Annotated in this window: 14 protein-coding genes and 1 other RNA gene; 8 read left to right on the forward strand and 7 right to left on the reverse strand. The window is 64.9% G+C overall.

All coding sequences use genetic code 11. From position 1 onward, the window contains the following. Positions 1-95 precede the first annotated feature (95 nt). Together hemB and ppk1 are read left to right on the forward strand one after the other, a co-directional pair. A complete protein-coding gene (hemB, locus tag AR540_RS17625) occupies positions 96-1,118 on the forward strand; it encodes a porphobilinogen synthase (RefSeq protein WP_059230503.1) in 1,023 nt (340 codons plus the stop codon). Between the two features lie 9 nt (positions 1,119-1,127). Then, positions 1,128-3,350, forward strand: coding sequence for a polyphosphate kinase 1 (gene ppk1, locus AR540_RS17630; protein WP_059230504.1), 2,223 nt, complete (start codon positions 1,128-1,130; stop codon positions 3,348-3,350). Positions 3,351-4,324: 974 nt separating this feature from the next. Here ppk1 and ppx read toward each other — a convergent pair. The 5 genes from ppx to AR540_RS17655 all read right to left on the reverse strand — a co-directional run bounded on the left by ppx (position 4,325) and on the right by AR540_RS17655 (position 8,753). Next, complete coding sequence (gene ppx / locus AR540_RS17635) at positions 4,325-5,824, reverse strand: exopolyphosphatase (RefSeq protein WP_059230505.1); 1,500 nt, start codon at positions 5,822-5,824, stop codon at positions 4,325-4,327. 112 nt (positions 5,825-5,936) lie between these two features. Then, the gene (locus AR540_RS17640; protein WP_059230506.1) at positions 5,937-6,668 is read right to left on the reverse strand and encodes an amino acid ABC transporter ATP-binding protein; all 732 of its coding nucleotides are present in this window, start codon (positions 6,666-6,668) and stop codon (positions 5,937-5,939) included. After that, complete coding sequence (locus tag AR540_RS17645; RefSeq protein ID WP_177339264.1) at positions 6,655-7,305, reverse strand: amino acid ABC transporter permease; 651 nt, start codon at positions 7,303-7,305, stop codon at positions 6,655-6,657. Before AR540_RS17645 ends, AR540_RS17640 begins: the two co-directional genes overlap by 14 nt. Further along, positions 7,302-7,967 (reverse strand): amino acid ABC transporter permease, encoded by a 666-nt coding sequence (locus AR540_RS17650; protein ID WP_059230508.1) that lies wholly within the window; start codon positions 7,965-7,967, stop codon positions 7,302-7,304. The genes AR540_RS17645 and AR540_RS17650 overlap by 4 nt, the downstream gene beginning before the upstream one ends. Before the next feature lie 3 nt (positions 7,968-7,970). Beyond that, positions 7,971-8,753: a transporter substrate-binding domain-containing protein gene (locus tag AR540_RS17655; protein ID WP_059230510.1), complete on the reverse strand. Its 783-nt coding sequence runs from the start codon at positions 8,751-8,753 to the stop codon at positions 7,971-7,973. A gap of 266 nt (positions 8,754-9,019) precedes the next feature. Between AR540_RS17655 and AR540_RS17660 the strand changes: the two genes are divergently transcribed. The 3 genes from AR540_RS17660 to rho all read left to right on the forward strand — a co-directional run bounded on the left by AR540_RS17660 (position 9,020) and on the right by rho (position 11,640). Continuing rightward, a complete protein-coding gene (locus AR540_RS17660; protein ID WP_059230512.1) occupies positions 9,020-9,715 on the forward strand; it encodes a FadR/GntR family transcriptional regulator in 696 nt (231 codons plus the stop codon). Between the two features lie 110 nt (positions 9,716-9,825). Then, the gene (gene trxA, locus AR540_RS17665; protein ID WP_058760317.1) at positions 9,826-10,152 is read left to right on the forward strand and encodes a thioredoxin TrxA; all 327 of its coding nucleotides are present in this window, start codon (positions 9,826-9,828) and stop codon (positions 10,150-10,152) included. Between the two features lie 225 nt (positions 10,153-10,377). Then, positions 10,378-11,640: a transcription termination factor Rho gene (gene rho / locus AR540_RS17670; protein ID WP_059230514.1), complete on the forward strand. Its 1,263-nt coding sequence runs from the start codon at positions 10,378-10,380 to the stop codon at positions 11,638-11,640. A 61-nt stretch (positions 11,641-11,701) separates the two neighbouring features. Here the strand turns inward: rho and AR540_RS17675 are convergent. Further along, positions 11,702-11,793: non-coding RNA, sX9 sRNA (locus tag AR540_RS17675), on the reverse strand. Between the two features lie 126 nt (positions 11,794-11,919). Between AR540_RS17675 and ubiD the strand changes: the two genes are divergently transcribed. Further along, positions 11,920-13,386: a 4-hydroxy-3-polyprenylbenzoate decarboxylase gene (gene ubiD, locus AR540_RS17680; RefSeq protein WP_059230516.1), complete on the forward strand. Its 1,467-nt coding sequence runs from the start codon at positions 11,920-11,922 to the stop codon at positions 13,384-13,386. A gap of 11 nt (positions 13,387-13,397) precedes the next feature. Continuing rightward, positions 13,398-14,366, forward strand: a complete 969-nt coding sequence (locus AR540_RS17685; protein ID WP_059230518.1) for a CDP-6-deoxy-delta-3,4-glucoseen reductase — start codon at positions 13,398-13,400, stop codon at positions 14,364-14,366. Between the two features lie 129 nt (positions 14,367-14,495). On the opposite strand, the gene glpT is transcribed toward AR540_RS17685, so the two are convergent. Then, a complete protein-coding gene (gene glpT, locus AR540_RS17690; RefSeq protein WP_059230520.1) occupies positions 14,496-15,839 on the reverse strand; it encodes a glycerol-3-phosphate transporter in 1,344 nt (447 codons plus the stop codon). 196 nt (positions 15,840-16,035) lie between these two features. On the opposite strand from glpT, the gene AR540_RS17695 reads away from it, so the two are divergent. After that, a complete protein-coding gene (locus AR540_RS17695) occupies positions 16,036-17,061 on the forward strand; it encodes a DUF5924 family protein (RefSeq protein ID WP_059230522.1) in 1,026 nt (341 codons plus the stop codon). Positions 17,062-17,083: the final 22 nt, after the last annotated feature.

Below are 17,083 nucleotides of genomic sequence, written 5' to 3' on the forward strand. Positions count from 1 at the left end.
AGGCACGCCATATTGTCATCTGCTGTTACCAATCGGTCATGATTGTGGCCTATAACCCATCACACTGACCCGTGATCCGGGTCCGGGAGTCGATCGTGAGTTTTACCCCCATCAGCCGTAGCTACCCTGCCACTCGCATGCGCCGTCAGCGCCGCGACGATTTCTCGCGTCGCCTGATGCGCGAGCACGTGCTGACGGTGGATGACCTGATCCTGCCGGTCTTCGTGCTGGACGGCGAAGGCCGTCGCGAAGCCATCCCCTCGATGCCCGGCGTGGAGCGGCTGTCCATCGACCTCTTGCTGGAAGAGGCCGCCGAGCTGGTGGCGCTGGGCATCCCCGCCGTTGCCCTGTTTCCGGTCACCCCCGCCGAGCGCAAGTCGCTGGATGGCGCCGAAGCCTACAACCCGGACGGCATCGCCCAGCGCGCCACCCGTGCCCTGCGCGAGCATTTCCCCGAGTTGGGTGTGATCACCGACGTCGCCCTGGACCCCTTCACCACCCACGGTCAGGACGGCATCCTCGACGAGCGCGGCTACGTGCTCAACGACGTCTCGGTGGAGGTACTGGTCAAGCAGGCGCTATCCCATGCCGCAGCCGGCGCCCAGGTGGTCGCTCCGTCGGACATGATGGACGGCCGCATCGGTGCCATCCGCACCGCGCTGGAAGACGCCGGTTATCACAACGTGCAGATCATGGCCTACTCGGCCAAGTACGCCAGCGCCTACTATGGGCCTTTCCGCGACGCCGTCGGCTCGGCCGCCAACCTGGGCAAGGGCAACAAGGCCACCTACCAGATGGATCCGGGCAACAGCGACGAGGCACTGCACGAGATCGCCGGCGACCTGGCCGAGGGCGCCGACTCGGTGATGGTCAAGCCCGGCATGCCCTACCTGGACATCGTCCGCCGGGTGCGCGAGGAATTCCGCGTACCGACCTTCGTGTATCAGGTGAGCGGCGAGTACGCCATGCACATGGCTGCGATCCAGAACGGCTGGCTGTCCGACGCCGTCATCCTCGAATCGCTCTTGGCCTTCAAGCGCGCCGGGGCCAACGGCATCCTCACCTACTTCGCCAAACGCGCCGCCCAACAACTTCGCCAGGGGCCTTCGCGTTCCTAAGGAGCTTCAATGAGTAGCCAGGGTTTCGTCGAAACCGATCTGCAACAGCCCGTCACCGCCGAGTCTCTGGAGACATCGGAGGAGACGCGGGTGCTGGACGCCGCCGTACCGGCGCCCGTGGCCGAGGTGCCTGCCACCCCCGCCGTGCCGGCGGCCAACGTGGATGACAGCAGCCTGTACATCCATCGCGAGCTGTCGCAGTTGCAGTTCAACATCCGGGTGCTGGAACAGGCCCTCGACGAATCCTATCCGCTGCTCGAGCGGCTCAAGTTTTTGCTGATCTTCTCTAGCAACCTGGACGAATTCTTCGAGATCCGCGTCGCCGGTCTCAAGAAGCAGATCGCCTTCGCCCGCGAGCAGGCCGGCGCCGACGGCCTGTTGCCGCACCAGGCGCTGGCGCGGATCAGCGATATCGTCCACGGCCAGGTGGAGCGCCAGTACGCCATCCTCAACGACGTCCTGCTGCCGGCCCTGGCCGAGCAGCAGGTCCGTTTCATCCGGCGGCGTTACTGGGATACCAAGATCAAGGCCTGGGTGCGCAAGTTCTTCCGCGACGAGATCGCACCCATCATCACCCCCATCGGCCTGGATCCGACCCACCCCTTCCCGCTGCTGGTGAACAAGAGCCTCAACTTCATCGTCGAGCTGGAGGGCATGGACGCCTTCGGCCGCGATTCGGGCCTCGCCATCATCCCGGCGCCGCGCCTGTTGCCGCGGATCATCCGGGTGCCGGAGGAGGTCGCCGGGCCCGGCGACAACTACGTCTTCCTGTCCTCGATGATCCACGCCCATGCCGACGATCTCTTCCCTGGCATGAAGGTCAAGGGCTGCTTCCAGTTCCGCCTGACGCGTAACGCCGACCTGTCGGTGGACACCGAGGACGTCGATGACCTGGCCCGTGCCCTGCGCGGCGAGCTGTTCTCCCGGCGCTATGGCGATGCGGTGCGCGTCGAGGTGGTGGACATCTGCCCGAAACACCTCACCGACTACCTGCTCAAGCAGTTCAATCTGGGCGAGAGCGAGCTGTACAAGGTCAACGGCCCGGTCAACCTGACCCGGCTGTTCTCCATCACCGGTCTGGAAAGTCATCCGGAGCTGCAGAACGCGCCCTTCACGCCGACCATTCCCAAGCTGCTGCAGAAGAAGGACAACCTCTTCAACGTGCTGGGCAAGCTCGACGTGCTGCTGCTGCACCCCTTCGAGTCCTTCACCCCGGTGATCGACCTGATGCGCCAGGCGGCCAAGGATCCCAACGTCCTCGCCATCAAGCAGACGCTCTACCGCAGCGGCGCCAACTCCGAGATCGTCGACGCCCTGGTGGACGCGGCGCGCAGCGGCAAGGAGGTGACCGCGGTCATCGAATTGCGCGCGCGTTTCGACGAGGAGTCCAACCTGCAGTTGGCCAGCCGCCTGCAGCAGGCCGGCGCGGTGGTCATCTATGGCGTGGTGGGTTTCAAGACCCATGCCAAGATGATGCTGATCCTGCGCCGCGAGAACGGCGAGCTGCGCCGCTACGCCCACCTGGGCACCGGCAACTACCACGCCGGCAACGCCAAGCTGTACACCGACTACAGCCTGCTGACCGCCGATGTGGCCCTTACCGAGGACGTGCACAAGCTGTTCAACCAGCTGATCGGCATGGGCAAGACCCTGCGCATGAAGAAGCTGCTGCACGCCCCCTTCACCCTGAAGAAGAACCTGCTGGAGATGATCAACCGCGAAGCGGTGGCGGCCAGCGAGGGGCGTCCGGCGCAGATCATGGCCAAGGTCAACGGCCTGACCGATCCCAAGGTCATCCGCGCCCTCTACAAGGCCAGCCAGGCCGGGGTGAAGATCGACCTGGTGGTGCGCGGCATGTGCTGCCTGCGTCCGGGTGTACCGGGCGTGTCCCACAATATCCAGGTGCGCTCCATCATCGGTCGCTTCCTGGAGCACAGCCGCATCTACTACTTCCTCAACGGCGGCGACGAGAAGCTCTATCTCTCCAGTGCCGACTGGATGGAGCGTAACCTCGACATGCGCGTCGAGACCTGCTTCCCGGTGGAAGGCAAGAAGCTCATCAGCCGGGTCAAGAAGGAGCTGGAAGGCTATCTCACCGACAACACCCAGGCCTGGGTGCTGCAGGAAGACGGCAGCTACGTGCGGCAGTCGCCCACCGGCAACCAGAATGCCCGTAGCGTGCAGGCGACGCTGCTGGAGCGGTTGGCCAGTCCGGTGGTGAATACCCGCTGAGGGGTGTCGGGCCCATGCTGCTATGGGCCTTGGCCGTTCCGTAGGTTGGGCTGAGCACCAGCGAAGCCCGACGTTGCGGGGCTTCAGTAGTGCGGCTTTGGCTGTTATCGAGTGCTTTGATGGTTCTTGTTTCGCCCACCCGGGCGAGTCACTTTTGCCAGTCGCGGCTGCGCGCCCCGGGCAAAAGTAACCAAAAACGCTTGCCCCGGTCATCCGGCCCGGCGCGAAGCACCGGGTGACTCGCGTTGCCCGCCCTTCGGGCCAGCCTACGGCTGTTACTTAGCTACGCTACGTTTCGCTCACGCCAGCGCCGTTCCGGGGTCGGCCTAACGGGCCGTCCATGGCCCGTTAGGCCTCTCGCCGCATCCATGCGGCTCGACCCACTCCACGACACTGGGGTTCGTCCTCCTGAACGGGGCGATTTCGCCAGCCTGAAAGTGTTGGTTGAAAAACCAGAGCTGACCAGTAGCGTGGACAACGGCGAAGCCTTGTCCACTGATGACGTCGGTGCTCACCAGTGGAAAACGCTGCGCGGTTTTCCACGCTACAAACCTGTGAGCACCCAGGTATCAGGCTTGCGCCCCGCCCCGTCAGTGAGGCCGAGTGCAGGTGTCGCGGAGGGGGATGCGAGGCAGGACGCCGAGCAAGGCGCGAGGGGCAGGAAGCCCCTTCGTGCCGTGCCCCCGCCACGGCGCCGGGACGAGGGAAACGTAGCGCAGCGAAGTAACAGCTGCAGGCTGGCCCGAAGGGTGAGCGAAGCGAATCACCCGGAGCGCAGCGAAGGGCCGAACTGTTGGGGTGTGCTTTCTTTTGCTTACTTTTCTTTGCACCGGGCGGCGATCCGCAAGCAAAGAAAAGTAAGTCGCCGGCCAGGCGAAACAAGAGCCATCAACAAAACACGATAATCAGCTAGGGCGGTGAAAAGCTAACAGTTGGGCTTCGCTGGCGCTCAACCCAACCTACGAAAAATCCCCTCAGCGCACACTCAACCGATACCCCACCCGTTCCAACCACTGGGCTTCCAGCTCGAAGTCCGCCTGGGTCAGGGGGTTTTCTTCCAGCCAGCCATCGGGGAACTGCACGTCCAGGCTGCACTCGCCGGCGCTGAGCTGCACGTCCGGGATGCTCTTGTGGCGGATGTGATGGAAGAGGATGGCGAAGCGCAGCAGCAGCGTCAGGCGCAGCAGCGGCTCGCCTTCCGGACCCAGCTCCTGCAGGCGCTCGACGGGAATGTTGCGGCGGTGGCCGCGCACCAGCAGCGCCAGGGCCTGCTGGTCGCGGCGAGAGAAGCCGGGCAGGTCCGAGTGTTCGATCAGGTAGGCGCCGTGCTTATGGTACTGGTAGTGGGCGATGTCCAGGCCGACCCCGTGCAGGCGCGCGGCCCAGCGCAGCAGTTCCGCGTGGTTTTCGTCGGTCAGGCCCCAGGCCTCGGCCACCTGTGCCAGGGACTTCAGGGCACGCTTTTCCACCCGCTCGGCATGGCGCTGATCCACGTGGTAGCGCTCGGCCAGGGCCTTGAGGGTGCGTTCGCGGACGTCCTCGTGGCTATGCCGGCCGATCATGTCGTAGAGCACCCCTTCGCGCAGGGCGCCTTCGGACAGGTGGATGTCCTGGAGTTCGAGGGCCTTGAACAGGGCTTCGAGGATGGCCAGGCCGCCCGGCAGGATGGCGCGGCGATCCGGCTTCACGCCGTCGATGTTGAGCAGGTTGATGTCGCCCTGCTTGAGCAGCTTGCGCTTGAGCCACTCGATGCCGTCCGGGGTGATCTCGCCGTTGCCGCGACCGGCGGCCTGGATCGCCAGGGCCACCGCGCGAATGGTGCCGGAGGCGCCCAGGGCCTGGTGCCAGCCCATCTCGCGCAGGCCCTGGTCGATGTTCATCAGTTCCAGGCGCGCGGCGGTGTAGGCGCGGGCGTACTGGGCCGCGGTGATCTTGCCGTCGGCGAAGAACCTCTTGGTGTAGCTGACGCAACCCATCTGCAGGCTCTCGCGCTGCAGGGTCTCGAAGCGCTGGCCGATGATGAACTCGGTGCTGCCGCCACCGATGTCGGTCACCAGGCGGCGACCGGGCACGTCGGGCATGGAGTGGGACACACCCAGGTAGATGAGGCGAGCCTCTTCGCGACCGGAGATGACCTCCACCGCATGGCCGAGCACGGCTTCGGCACGCTGGATGAAGTCGGCGCGATTGCGCGCCTCGCGCAGGGCGTTGGTACCGACCACGCGCACGGCGCCGCGCGGCATGCCGGCGATCAGCTGGGCGAAGCGGCGCAGGCAGTCCAGGCCACGCTGCATGGCTTCTTCGCTGAGCAGTCGGGACTCGTCCAGGCCGGCGGCCAACTGGATCTTCTCGCCCAGCCGCTCAAGGATGCGGATTTCCCCGTGGGAATTGCGCGCCCGGACGATATGGAAGCTGTTCGAGCCCAGATCGATGGCGGCGATCAGTTCATGGGGGTCGGCTGGCGAAGGCTGCATCTGTGAGGCTCTCGGCGATAAACCGCGCCATCGTGCCAGCTAGCCGGTGACGGCTTCAAGCGCATAGCGGTTACGGTTGCGCAAACCGGCAGAAAAAATAGGGCTTTTCGCTTCAGGAAGCCACCTGGCCAATGAATTGAGCCAGTTCCGGCGTCTGCGGCCGCGCGAACAGCTCCTGCGGATGACCGCTTTCGTGCACCTTGCCCTGGTGCATGAACACCAGCTTGTCACCCACCTCGCGGGCGAATCTCATCTCGTGGGTAACCATGATCAGCGTCATGCCCTCGCTGGCCAGTTGCTTGACCACGGCCAGCACCTCGTTGACCAGTTCCGGGTCGAGCGCCGAGGTGATCTCGTCGCACAGCAGCACCTTGGGCGACATGGCCAGGGCGCGGGCGATGGCCACTCGCTGCTGCTGGCCGCCGGAGAGGCGGTCCGGATAGCTGTCGAACTTCTCGCCTAGGCCGACCCGCTCGAGCATTTGCCGGGCCAGGGCGCGGGCCTCGTCCTTGCTGGTTTTCTTGACCACCTGGGGCGCCAGCATCACGTTCTCGCCCACGGTGAGGTGAGGGAAGAGATTGAACTGCTGGAAGACCATGCCGACCTTCTGCCGCAGCGAACGCAGATTGACCCGCGCCGCGTCCAGGTACTCGCCATCCACCTCGATGACGCCATCGTTGATCGATTCCAGACCGTTCAGGGTACGCAGCAGGGTGCTCTTGCCCGAGCCGCTCTTGCCGATGATGGCCACCACCTGGCCTTCTTCGACGGTCAGGTCGATGCCCTTGAGCACATGGTGATTGCCATAGTGTTTGTGCAGGGCGGTCACTCTAAGCAGCGGCATGCAGTCTCCTTTCCAGCCAGCGAGCGGCCAGTGACAGCGGATAGCAGAGGATGAAATAGCCTAGGGCGGCGAGGCCGTAGACGGTGAAGGGCTGGTAGGTGGCGTTGGCCAGCATGCCGCCGATCTTGGTCAGCTCGGTGAAGCCGATGATCGAGGTCACCGCGGTGCCCTTGACCACCTGCACCGAGAAGCCCACGGTGGGCGCCACGGCGATGCGCAGCGCCTGGGGCAGGATGACGTGACGCAGCTGCTCGAAGCGGTTCAGGGCCAGGCTCTCCGAGGCTTCCCACTGGCCATGGGGAATGGCCTCGACGCAGCCGCGCCAGATTTCGGCGAGATAGGCGCTGGTGAACAGCGTCAGGGCGATCCCGGCGGCCAGCCAGGCAGGAATCTCCAGGCCCAGCAGCGAGACACCGAAGAAGACCAGGAACAGCTGCATGAGGAGCGGCGTGCCCTGGAACAGCTCGATGTGCAGTTTGGCCAGCAGTCGGGGAGCCTGTAGCGGCGAGAGCCGCGCCCAGAGCACCAGCAGCCCGGCCAGCCCACCGCCGGCGAAGGCCGCCAGCGATAGTATGAAGGTCCAGTACAGCCCGGTACCCAGGTTGCGGACGATGTCCCAGAGGGTGAAGTCCATCAGCGGCCTCCCTGGATGAAGCGTCGACCGATCCAGTGCAGCAGTTGACGTACCCCGATGGCCATGACCAGATAGAGCAGGGTGGTCAGCAGGTAGGTCTCGAAGGCGCGGAAGTTGCGCGACTGGATGAAGTTGGCGGCGAAGGTCAGCTCCTCGGTGGAAATCTGCGAGCAGACCGCCGAGCCCAGCATCACGATCACCACCTGGCTCGACAGCGCCGGCCAGACCTTGGCCAGGGCGGGCCTGAGGATCACGTGGCGAAAGGTCTCGGCGCGGGTCATGGCCAGGGCCGCGGCGGCCTCCAGCTGGCCCTTGGGCACGGCCTGGATGCCGGCGCGGATGATCTCCGTGGAATAGGCCCCCAGGTTGATCACCATGGCCAGCACCGCGGCCTGCCATTCGCTGATGTGCACCCCCAGCGACGGTAGGCCGAAGAAGATGAAGAACAGCTGGATCAGGAAGGGCGTGTTGCGGATCAGCTCGACATAGATGCCGAACAGCCGGTCGAAGGGCTTGAGCCGCCAGGCGCGGCAGACCGCGCCAAGGGTGCCAAGCGCGATGCCCAGCACCGCACCGATGGCGGTCAGCTCCAGCGTGAACAGGGCGCCCTTGAGCAGCAGGTCACCTTGCTGCAGTACCGGCTGGAAGTCGAACTGATAGGCCATGCCTTACATGTCCTTCGGCAGGGGCTGGCCCAGCCACTTCTCGGCCTGGCGATCCAGGGTGCCGTCGGCGCGGGCGGCGTCGAGGATGGCATCCAGCTTGGCCTTGAGCGCCGGCTCGTTCTTGGCGAGCCCTATGTAGTTGGGCGAGTTCTTCAGGGTGATCTTCATTTCCGGTGCGCGCTCGGGCTTCTTCTCGGCGATGGACGCCATCACCGAGCTGCCGCTGGCGATGAACTCGGTCTGGCCGGCGAGATAGGCGGCGATGGTGGCGTTATTGTCCTCGAATCTCTTGATCACCGCGTCCTTGGGCGCCACCTTGCTCAATTCCATGTCCTCGATGCCGCCGCGGGTCACGGCGATGGTCTTGCCGGCCAGTTCCTCGGGCTTGCTCAGGGCGCTGCCCTTGGCGCCGAACACGCCGAGGAAGAAGGGCGCATAGGGCTTGGTGAAATCGATGACCTGCTCGCGCTCGGGATTCTTGCCCAGGCTGGAGATGACCATGTCCACCTTGCCGGTGGTCAGGAAGGGGATGCGGTTGGTGCTGGTGACGGGGGTCAGCGCCAGCTTCACACCGAGCTTGTCGGCGACCAGCTGGGCAGTGTCGATGTCCAGGCCGCGGGGCTTGAGGTCGGGGCCGACGGTGCCGAAGGGCGGGAAGTCCTGGGGCACGGCGATGCGTACCGTGCCGCGCTGCTGGATGTCGGCCAACTGGTCGGCCTGGGCGGGCGTGTGCAGGGCGGTCAGGCTCAGGGCGAGCAGGGAAAGGGCGGTCCAGCGCTTGAGCATGACGAGACTCCGGAAATGGGATGGATGGCCCTGCCCAGTGCATTTCATGTGCCAGCCACCCCCTGGGTGGGCACAAAGGCCGTCGATACGGGCGATTGGTCTTACTGGTCTGAACAGTTGCTTGGCTCCTGCTCTGGCGTTGCGCGCCTGCGTGAGCCGCTTTGGTGCGCGGCTGTCGCGGCGTGCTCCGCCGTGGGGCTGCACTTGAAGTCGGCGGAAATTGGGCATAAAAGGCGAGCTTCCGGACTGACTGGCCTGACCACGCCATGCCCCTCGCTGCGACCCGTGCCGTACCCCAATATGCCGTCGAGGCCATTCGCCGGCTGATCGAGACCGAAGGCTATGCCCCCGGCGCCGCACTGCCGGCGCAGCGCGAGCTGGCCGAGCGGCTGGGCGTCAGTCGCGCCTCCCTGCGCGAGGCACTGTCCACCCTGAGCGCCCTGGGACTGGTCAGCGTGCAGCCCGGGCGCGGGGTCTATGTGCAGGAGACGACACAGGCCGCGGACGGGCTCTGGCCCTTCGCTGGTGAGGTAACGGCGGCCCACGTGTTCCAGCTGCGCTTCGCCCTCGAAGGTTTCGCCGCCGGCCTGGCCGCCGTGACCCTGAGTCCCGCCGACCTGGATCGGCTGGAGGACAATCTCGACGCCCTGCACAGTGCCTTGAAGGCCAACGAGCTGGAACAGGCCGCCGCCCTGGACTTCGACTTCCATCGCCAGTTGCTGCTGGCGGCGGACAACCCGACCATGCTGGCGGTGATCACCACCAGTCCCGAGCGCTTCCACGAAAGCCAGAAACTGCCCTTCGTCCGCCCGGAGCGGGCACTGGAGACCTGGCAGGAGCACCGCCGTATCCTGCGGGCCCTGGCACGGCGTTCCCCGGCGGCGGCGCAGAAGGCCATGCGCGAACATATTCGCAATGCGGCGCTGCGCAGCGGAACCCCCTTCCCGGTTCCTGCGGTCTAAGATCAATATCCGTCATAGCCATCATCAATGTTCGAGTGCTTTCGAAGTGGCGATGGCAGGGCTATCATGGCCGTACTTCAAGTCGCACCGGAATTCGGAGAGTAGAGTCAATGAGCGAATACATCACCAACGTCAGCGACGCCAGCTTCGAGCAGGACGTGCTGAAGTCCGAGAGCCCCGTGCTGGTCGACTACTGGGCCGAATGGTGCGGTCCGTGCAAGATGATTGCCCCGGTCCTGGACGAGATCGCCAAGGACTACCAAGGCAAGCTCAAGGTCTGCAAGCTGAACATCGACGAAAACCAGGACACCCCGCCCAAGTATGGCGTGCGTGGCATCCCGACCCTGATGCTGTTCAAGAACGGCGCGGTCGAGGCTACCAAGGTAGGTGCCCTGTCCAAGTCGCAACTGGCCGCCTTCCTCGACGCCAACGTCTAGGAAATAGCCGAAAGCCCCGCCCCGCGGGGCTTTTTTCTGGCTGAACGGCTGGACGTGCACCGGGCTAGGTGCTAGATTCCAGCACACGACCCCAGCAGCGGGTCGTCTTCTCATCTGCTGTAGCCGTCAGTTCTCCTCTTCAGAACGCATCCCGCGAAGCTACTCTCGCATCCGGCCGCTCAGCTCGAATCCCTCCTTCGCCTCTTCTCACGTCAACATACGTCTATGAATCTGACCGAACTCAAGCAAAAGCCCATCACGGAACTGTTGGAAATGGCGGATGCCGCGGGCTTGGAAAACATGGCCCGGTCCCGCAAGCAGGACATCATCTTCGCGCTGTTGAAGAAACACTCGAAAGGCGGCGACGAGATTTCCGGGGATGGCGTGCTGGAGATCCTGCAGGACGGCTTCGGCTTCCTGCGTAGCGCCGACTCCTCCTACCTGGCCGGCCCCGACGACATCTATGTCTCTCCCAGCCAGATCCGCCGCTTCAACCTGCGTACCGGCGACACCATCATCGGCAAGATCCGTCCGCCGAAAGAGGGCGAGCGCTACTTCGCGCTGCTCAAGGTCGACACCATCAACTTCGACCGTCCGGAAAACGCCAAGAACAAGGTACTGTTCGAGAACCTCACGCCCCTGTTCCCCAACAAGCGCCTGACCATGGAAGCCGGCAACGGCTCCACCGAAGACCTCACCGGTCGGGTCATCGACCTCTGTGCCCCCATCGGCAAGGGTCAGCGCGGTCTGATCGTCGCGCCGCCCAAGGCGGGCAAGACCATCATGCTGCAGAACATCGCGGCCAACATCACTCGCAACAATCCCGAGTGCTACCTCATCGTGCTGCTCATCGACGAGCGCCCCGAGGAAGTGACCGAGATGCAGCGTACCGTGCGCGGTGAAGTGGTGGCCTCCACCTTCGACGAGCCGCCGACCCGCCACGTGCAGGTCGCCGACATGGTGATCGAGAAGGCCAAGCGCCTGGTCGAGCACAAGAAGGACGTGGTCATCCTGCTGGACTCCATCACCCGTCTGGCGCGTGCCTACAACACCGTGATCCCCAGCTCCGGCAAGGTGCTCACCGGTGGTGTCGACGCCCATGCCCTGGAGAAGCCCAAGCGCTTCTTCGGTGCCGCGCGGAACATCGAGGAAGGCGGCAGCCTGACCATCATCGCCACCGCGCTGGTGGAAACCGGCTCGAAGATGGACGAGGTGATCTACGAGGAATTCAAGGGCACCGGCAACATGGAGCTGCCCCTGGAGCGCCGGATCGCCGAGAAGCGCGTCTTCCCGGCGATCAACATCAACAAGTCCGGCACTCGTCGCGAAGAGCTGCTCACCGACGAGGAAGAGCTGTCACGCATGTGGATCCTGCGCAAGATCCTGCATCCGATGGATGAGATCGCTGCCATTGAATTCCTGCTCGACAAGCTGCGCCAGACCAAGACCAACAACGAGTTCTTCGACTCGATGAGGCGTACCAAGTAAGGCGAAGTCGCTGACGAAAGGCCGGGATTTCCCGGCCTTTCGCGTTTCTGGCGCCAAGAGCGGCCAACAAAACGTAGCGAGCGGTTGTCAGGCGGGTGCGCGCGGCGCGCAGGAACCGCACCGGGCTCGCGCACGAGTGTACGAGTGGTACATGAGGATTCCGAGCACTGCACGCGCCCGTCTGGCGGACGCGCAGCAGTTCTGTTTGCCGCTCTTAGCTTTCTCGATCCGCGGGGGAGGCGATAGACTGCCAGACTTTCCCCAGCGCCAAGAGGCCGCATGCAATACCGAGATCTGCGTGACTTCATCCGCAGCCTGGAGCAGCGTGGTGAACTGAAGCGCGTGACCGCCCCGGTCTCGCCGATCCTCGAGATGACCGAAATCTGCGACCGAACCCTGCGCAAGCAAGGCCCGGCGCTGCTGTTCGAGAATCCCGTGGGCTTCTCCATGCCCGTGCTGGGCAACCTCTTCGGTACGCCGCAGCGGGTGGCCCTGGGCATGGGTGCCGAGGACGTCGGCGCCCTGCGCGAGATCGGCAAGCTCTTGGCCTTCCTCAAGGAGCCCGAGCCGCCCAAGGGCCTGAAGGACGCCTGGTCGAAGCTGCCGATCTACAAGAAGGTCATCAGCATGGCGCCCAAGGTGCTCAAGGATGCGCCCTGCCAGGAGGTGATCGAGGAGGGCGAGGCGGTCGATCTGGGCAAGTTGCCGATCCAGCACTGCTGGCCGGGCGACGTGGCGCCGCTGATCACCTGGGGCCTGACAGTCACCCGCGGCCCCAACAAGGAACGCCAGAACCTCGGCATCTATCGCCAGCAGGTAATCGGTCGCAACAAGCTGATCATGCGCTGGCTGAGCCATAGAGGCGGCGCGCTGGACTTCCGCGAGTGGTGCCAGAAGCATCCCGGCCAGCCCTATCCGGTGGCCGTGGCCCTGGGCGCCGATCCGGCCACCATCCTCGGCGCGGTCACCCCGGTCCCCGATACCCTGTCCGAATACGCCTTCGCCGGCCTCTTGCGCGGCAGTCGCAGCGAACTGATCAAGTGCGTGGGCAACGACCTGCAGGTGCCCGCCAGCGCCGAGATCGTGCTGGAAGGGGTCATCCATCCGGGCGAGACCGCGCCGGAAGGGCCCTATGGCGATCACACCGGCTACTACAACGAGGTCGATACCTTTCCGGTCTTCACCGTGGAGCGCATCACCCGGCGCCGCGATCCCATCTACCACAGCACCTACACCGGCCGGCCGCCGGACGAGCCGGCCATCCTCGGCGTGGCGCTCAATGAAGTCTTCGTGCCCATCCTGCAAAAGCAGTTTCCGGAGATCGTCGACTTCTACCTGCCGCCGGAAGGCTGCTCCTACCGCATGGCGGTGGTGACCATCAAGAAACAGTATCCCGGCCACGCCAAGCGGGTGATGCTGGGCGTCTGGTCGTTCCTGCGGCAGTTCATGTACACCAAGTTCGTCATCGTCACCGACGACGATATCAATGCCCGCGACTGGAACGACGTCATCTGGGCGGTTACCACGCGCATGGACCCCAAGCGCGATATCGTGATGATCGACAACACCCCCATCGACTACCTCGACTTCGCTTCGCCGATCTCCGGCCTGGGTTCGAAGATGGGCCTGGACGCCACCCACAAGTGGCCAGGCGAAACCACGCGGGAGTGGGGCCGGGCGATCGTCAAGGACGAAGCCGTGGTCAAACGGGTGGACGAGATGTGGTCCAGTCTCGGGATCGATTAACGGAGACGACGATGAAGGTCACCCTGCAGCCCTCGGGTGCGGTACTGGAAACCCAGCCCGGAGAGGCAATCCTGGCCGCCGCGCAGCGCCTTGGCTATAGCGGTCCGCACAGCTGCCGCAATGGCAACTGCCAACTCTGCGCGGCGCTGTTGGTGGAAGGCCAGGTCGACCAGCGCGGGCAGACCGCGGATCACGGCGAGATCTATGTCTGTATCGCCGTGCCGCTCAGCGACTGCCTGCTGCAATGGGACGGGGTGCTGGCGCCCGGTGAACTGCCGGTACGCAAGCTGGCCTGCCAGGTAGTGGCGCTGGATGACGTGGGGGGCGACGTACGCCGCGTGCGCCTGCGGGCCCCGGCGGGTCGGCCGCCGCGCTACCACGCCGGCCAGTACCTGCTGATCAATCGCGACGAGGGCAAGCAGTCGGCCTTCTCCTTGGCCTCGGCGCCTCACCAGGGGCGCGAGCTGGAACTCCATGTGTTGGCCCGGGAAGCCAGCAGCCAGGCGTTGCTGGCCCAGCTGGAGCGCGAGCGTATGGCCCAGGTGGAGCTGCCCTATGGCGATGCTCACCTGGCCGAATTGCCCGACGGTCCGCTGGTGCTCATCGCCGCCGGCACCGGCATGGCGCAGATGCACAGCCTGATCGAAGACGCCCGCACCCGTGGCTTCGCCCATCCGGTACACCTCTACTGGGGCGTGCGCACACCGGACGACTTCTATGCCATCGAGGCCTGGGACGCCTGGGCGGAACTGCCCAATCTCACCCTGAACCGGGTGGTGAGCGATGCCTGTGGCTGGGCAGGGCGCTGTGGGCTGCTGCACGAGGTGGTGCGGGCGGATTTTGCCGACCTGAGCGGCCTGCATGTCTATGCCAGCGGTTCGCCGGCGATGGTCTATGCCACCCTGGACGCCCTGGTGGACGCGGGCATGGACGCCCACCAGATGCGTGCCGACGTCTTCGCCTACGCACCGCGGGGGTGAGCCGGTCGCGGCCATGGCGCGGCCGCGATGAATACGGCCGTAGGGTGGAAAACCGCGTAGCGTTTTCCACCTTGAGCCCCGGTGAACGAGGCTACGCCGTCATCCACGCTACGGGGATCATGTCCAAGCTCAGCGCGCCGACTTTGCCACCATCCCGGTATGTCTCAGGGTCAGCGCCAGGAAGACGATGGCCAGCACGCAGGAGCCTACCAGCAGCATGAAGCCGCCATCCCAGCCGAAATGGTCCACGGTGTAGCCGACCAGGGCATTGGCCGCTACCGATCCGCCGAGGTAGCCGAACAGCCCGGTGAAACCCGCGGCGGTGCCCGCGGCTTTCTTCGGCACCAGTTCCAGGGCCTGCAGGCCGATCAGCATCACCGGGCCGTAGATCAGGAAGCCGATGCACACCAGGGCCGCCAGGTCGACGCCGGGATTGCCTTCCGGATTGAGCCAGTAGACCAGGGTGGCGACCAGTACGCCGAGCATGAACACCACGCCGGTGGCGCCGCGGTTGCCACGGAACAGCTTGTCCGAGAGCCAGCCGCAGAGCAGGGTGCCGGGAATGCCGGCCCATTCGTAGAAGAAGTAGGCCCAGGAGGTCTTGTCCACCGAGAAGTGCTTGGCTTCCTTCAGGTAGGTGGGTGCCCAGTCCAGCACGCCATAGCGCAGCAGATAGACGAAGACGTTGGCGAAGGCGATGTACCAGAGCAGGCGATTCTTCAGCACGTACTCGACGAAAATCTCCTTGGTGGAGAATTCGCGCTCATGGCCTTGGCTGTAGCCTTCCGGGAAGTCCTGCTTCCAGTGCTCCACCGACGGCAGGCCACAGGATTGTGGGGTGTCCCTCATGGTGACGAAGGCGAACAGCGCCACGCCCAGGGCGACCACCGCCGGCACGTAGAAGGCCGAATGCCAGTCCTCGTTGAACAGGAACAGGCCGAGCAGGAACAGCGGGCCGATCAGGCCGCCGCCGACATTGTGGGCGACGTTCCACAGCGAGACCACGCTCCCCCTTTCCTTCTGCGACCACCAGTGCACCATGGTGCGACCACTGGGCGGCCAGCCCATGCCCTGGAACCAGCCATTGAGAAACAGCAGCACGAACATGATGCTGACGCTGGAGGTGGCCCAGGGCGCGAATCCGAACAGCAGCATCACCAGCGCCGAGAGGACCAGGCCGGCGGGCAGGAAGTAGCGTGGATTGGAGCGGTCCGAGACCAGGCCCATGAGAAACTTTGACAGGCCGTAGGCGATGGCCACCGCGGAGAGGGCGACGCCCAGCTCGCCCCGGCTGTAACCCTGCTCCACCAGATTGGGCATGGCCAGGGAGAAGTTCTTGCGCAGCAGATAGTAGCCGGCGTAGCCGATGAAGATCCCGGCGAAGATCTGCCAGCGCAGGCGGCGATAGGTGGGGTCGACGAGATCGGTAGGCAGCGGCGGCCGATGAGCCGCCGGGGCGAAGATTCCAAGCATGGGAGCCTCGGTATTGTTATAGGTATTAATCGAAATCGAACATTCCAGGTTCGTTTTCGAATATTACAATGATGTGACAACGAGGAAAGACTTTTCCGCCCTGTGGTGTCCGGAGCAAGGGCGTCGCCTCTTGATCTGCGCGGGTTGCGCGCCTAGGGTGGCGCCTCTTGCCGCCGTCGTTTTTTCGCGAGTCACCATGCCAGCCTGGAAAGTCCTGTTCTCCCGTGTCCTGACCCTGGTCATCGCCTTGTTCGAGCGCTATCCGCGGCTGATCGCCCTGGCGGGCTTCATTTCGGGGATCTGCAGCTTCCTGCTGGTGGACCGGCAGAAGGGCTTCGCCCCGGTGATGGCGGTGGTGATGCTGGCCAGCTGGGTCTGGCTGATGCTGGAGAACGTGCTGCGTGGCTGGGTGAGTCGGCGTTTCGGCTGGGAGTTGCCGCCACCGTTGCTGCGCTACGCCACCCAGCTGATCCACCAGGAAAGCCTGTTCTTCTGCCTGCCGTTCTTCGCCATCACCACCGCCTGGAACAGCGGCCAGGCCTTGTTCACCGGGTTGCTGGGCGCGGCCGCGTTGGTCTCCATCATCGATCCGCTGTACTACAAGGCGCTGGCCCCGCGGCGCTGGGTGTTCCTCAGCTATCACACCCTGACGCTGTTCGCGGTGCTGCTCACCGCGCTGCCGATCATCCTGCACCTGACCACCACCCAGAGCTACGAGCTGGCCTTGGGCGTCGCCGTGCTGCTGTCCTTTCCCAGCCTGGCGGTGGCCTTTCGGGTGCGCCTGGGCTGGCGCTGGCTGGGCCTGCTGGCGCTGTGCCTGGCCATCGGCGGCTTCGGCTGGATCGGTCGCGCCTGGGTGCCGCCAGCGACCCTCTGGCTGACCGACATGGGCATGAGCACCGACTTCGACAGCCTCAAGCGTGAACCGGGCGAGGCGGTGAAGAGCCTCAGCGCCGCCCAGCTGCGCAGCCAGGGGCTCTATGCCTTCACCTCGATCAATGCCCCGCGCGGCCTCAATGAGCGCATCTACCACGTCTGGCGCCACGCCGGGCAGGAAGTGGACCGTATTCCCCTGGACATCAGCGGCGGACGCGAGGCCGGTTACCGCGCCTGGACCCACAAGCAGAACTTCCCCGGCGACGTGACCGGCCGTTGGCAGGTACAAGTGGTGACGGACGTCGGCCAGGTGATCGGAACCCTCAGGTTCGAGGTGACCCCTTGAGCCTTGCTGGCTATGCTGCAGC

Origin of the sequence: Pseudomonas sp. EpS/L25 (assembly GCF_001512295.1) — a bacterium.
Classification (GTDB): Bacteria; Pseudomonadota; Gammaproteobacteria; order Pseudomonadales; family Pseudomonadaceae; genus Chryseomonas.

What these genes read in the sequence shown, in the direction of transcription:
- ppk1 (WP_059230504.1), top strand. Translation starts at nt 1,128, where the DNA reads ATGAGTAGCCAGGGTTTCGTCGAAACCGATCTGCAACAGCCCGTCACC.
- AR540_RS17650 (WP_059230508.1), bottom strand. Translation starts at nt 7,967, where the DNA reads ATGGCCTATCAGTTCGACTTCCAGCCGGTACTGCAGCAAGGTGACCTG.
- AR540_RS17695 (WP_059230522.1), top strand. Translation starts at nt 16,036, where the DNA reads ATGCCAGCCTGGAAAGTCCTGTTCTCCCGTGTCCTGACCCTGGTCATC.
- glpT (WP_059230520.1), bottom strand. Translation starts at nt 15,839, where the DNA reads ATGCTTGGAATCTTCGCCCCGGCGGCTCATCGGCCGCCGCTGCCTACC.
- ppx (WP_059230505.1), bottom strand. Translation starts at nt 5,824, where the DNA reads ATGCAGCCTTCGCCAGCCGACCCCCATGAACTGATCGCCGCCATCGAT.
- AR540_RS17660 (WP_059230512.1), top strand. Translation starts at nt 9,020, where the DNA reads ATGCCCCTCGCTGCGACCCGTGCCGTACCCCAATATGCCGTCGAGGCC.
- rho (WP_059230514.1), top strand. Translation starts at nt 10,378, where the DNA reads ATGAATCTGACCGAACTCAAGCAAAAGCCCATCACGGAACTGTTGGAA.
- trxA (WP_058760317.1), top strand. Translation starts at nt 9,826, where the DNA reads ATGAGCGAATACATCACCAACGTCAGCGACGCCAGCTTCGAGCAGGAC.
- ubiD (WP_059230516.1), top strand. Translation starts at nt 11,920, where the DNA reads ATGCAATACCGAGATCTGCGTGACTTCATCCGCAGCCTGGAGCAGCGT.
- AR540_RS17655 (WP_059230510.1), bottom strand. Translation starts at nt 8,753, where the DNA reads ATGCTCAAGCGCTGGACCGCCCTTTCCCTGCTCGCCCTGAGCCTGACC.
- AR540_RS17640 (WP_059230506.1), bottom strand. Translation starts at nt 6,668, where the DNA reads ATGCCGCTGCTTAGAGTGACCGCCCTGCACAAACACTATGGCAATCAC.
- AR540_RS17685 (WP_059230518.1), top strand. Translation starts at nt 13,398, where the DNA reads ATGAAGGTCACCCTGCAGCCCTCGGGTGCGGTACTGGAAACCCAGCCC.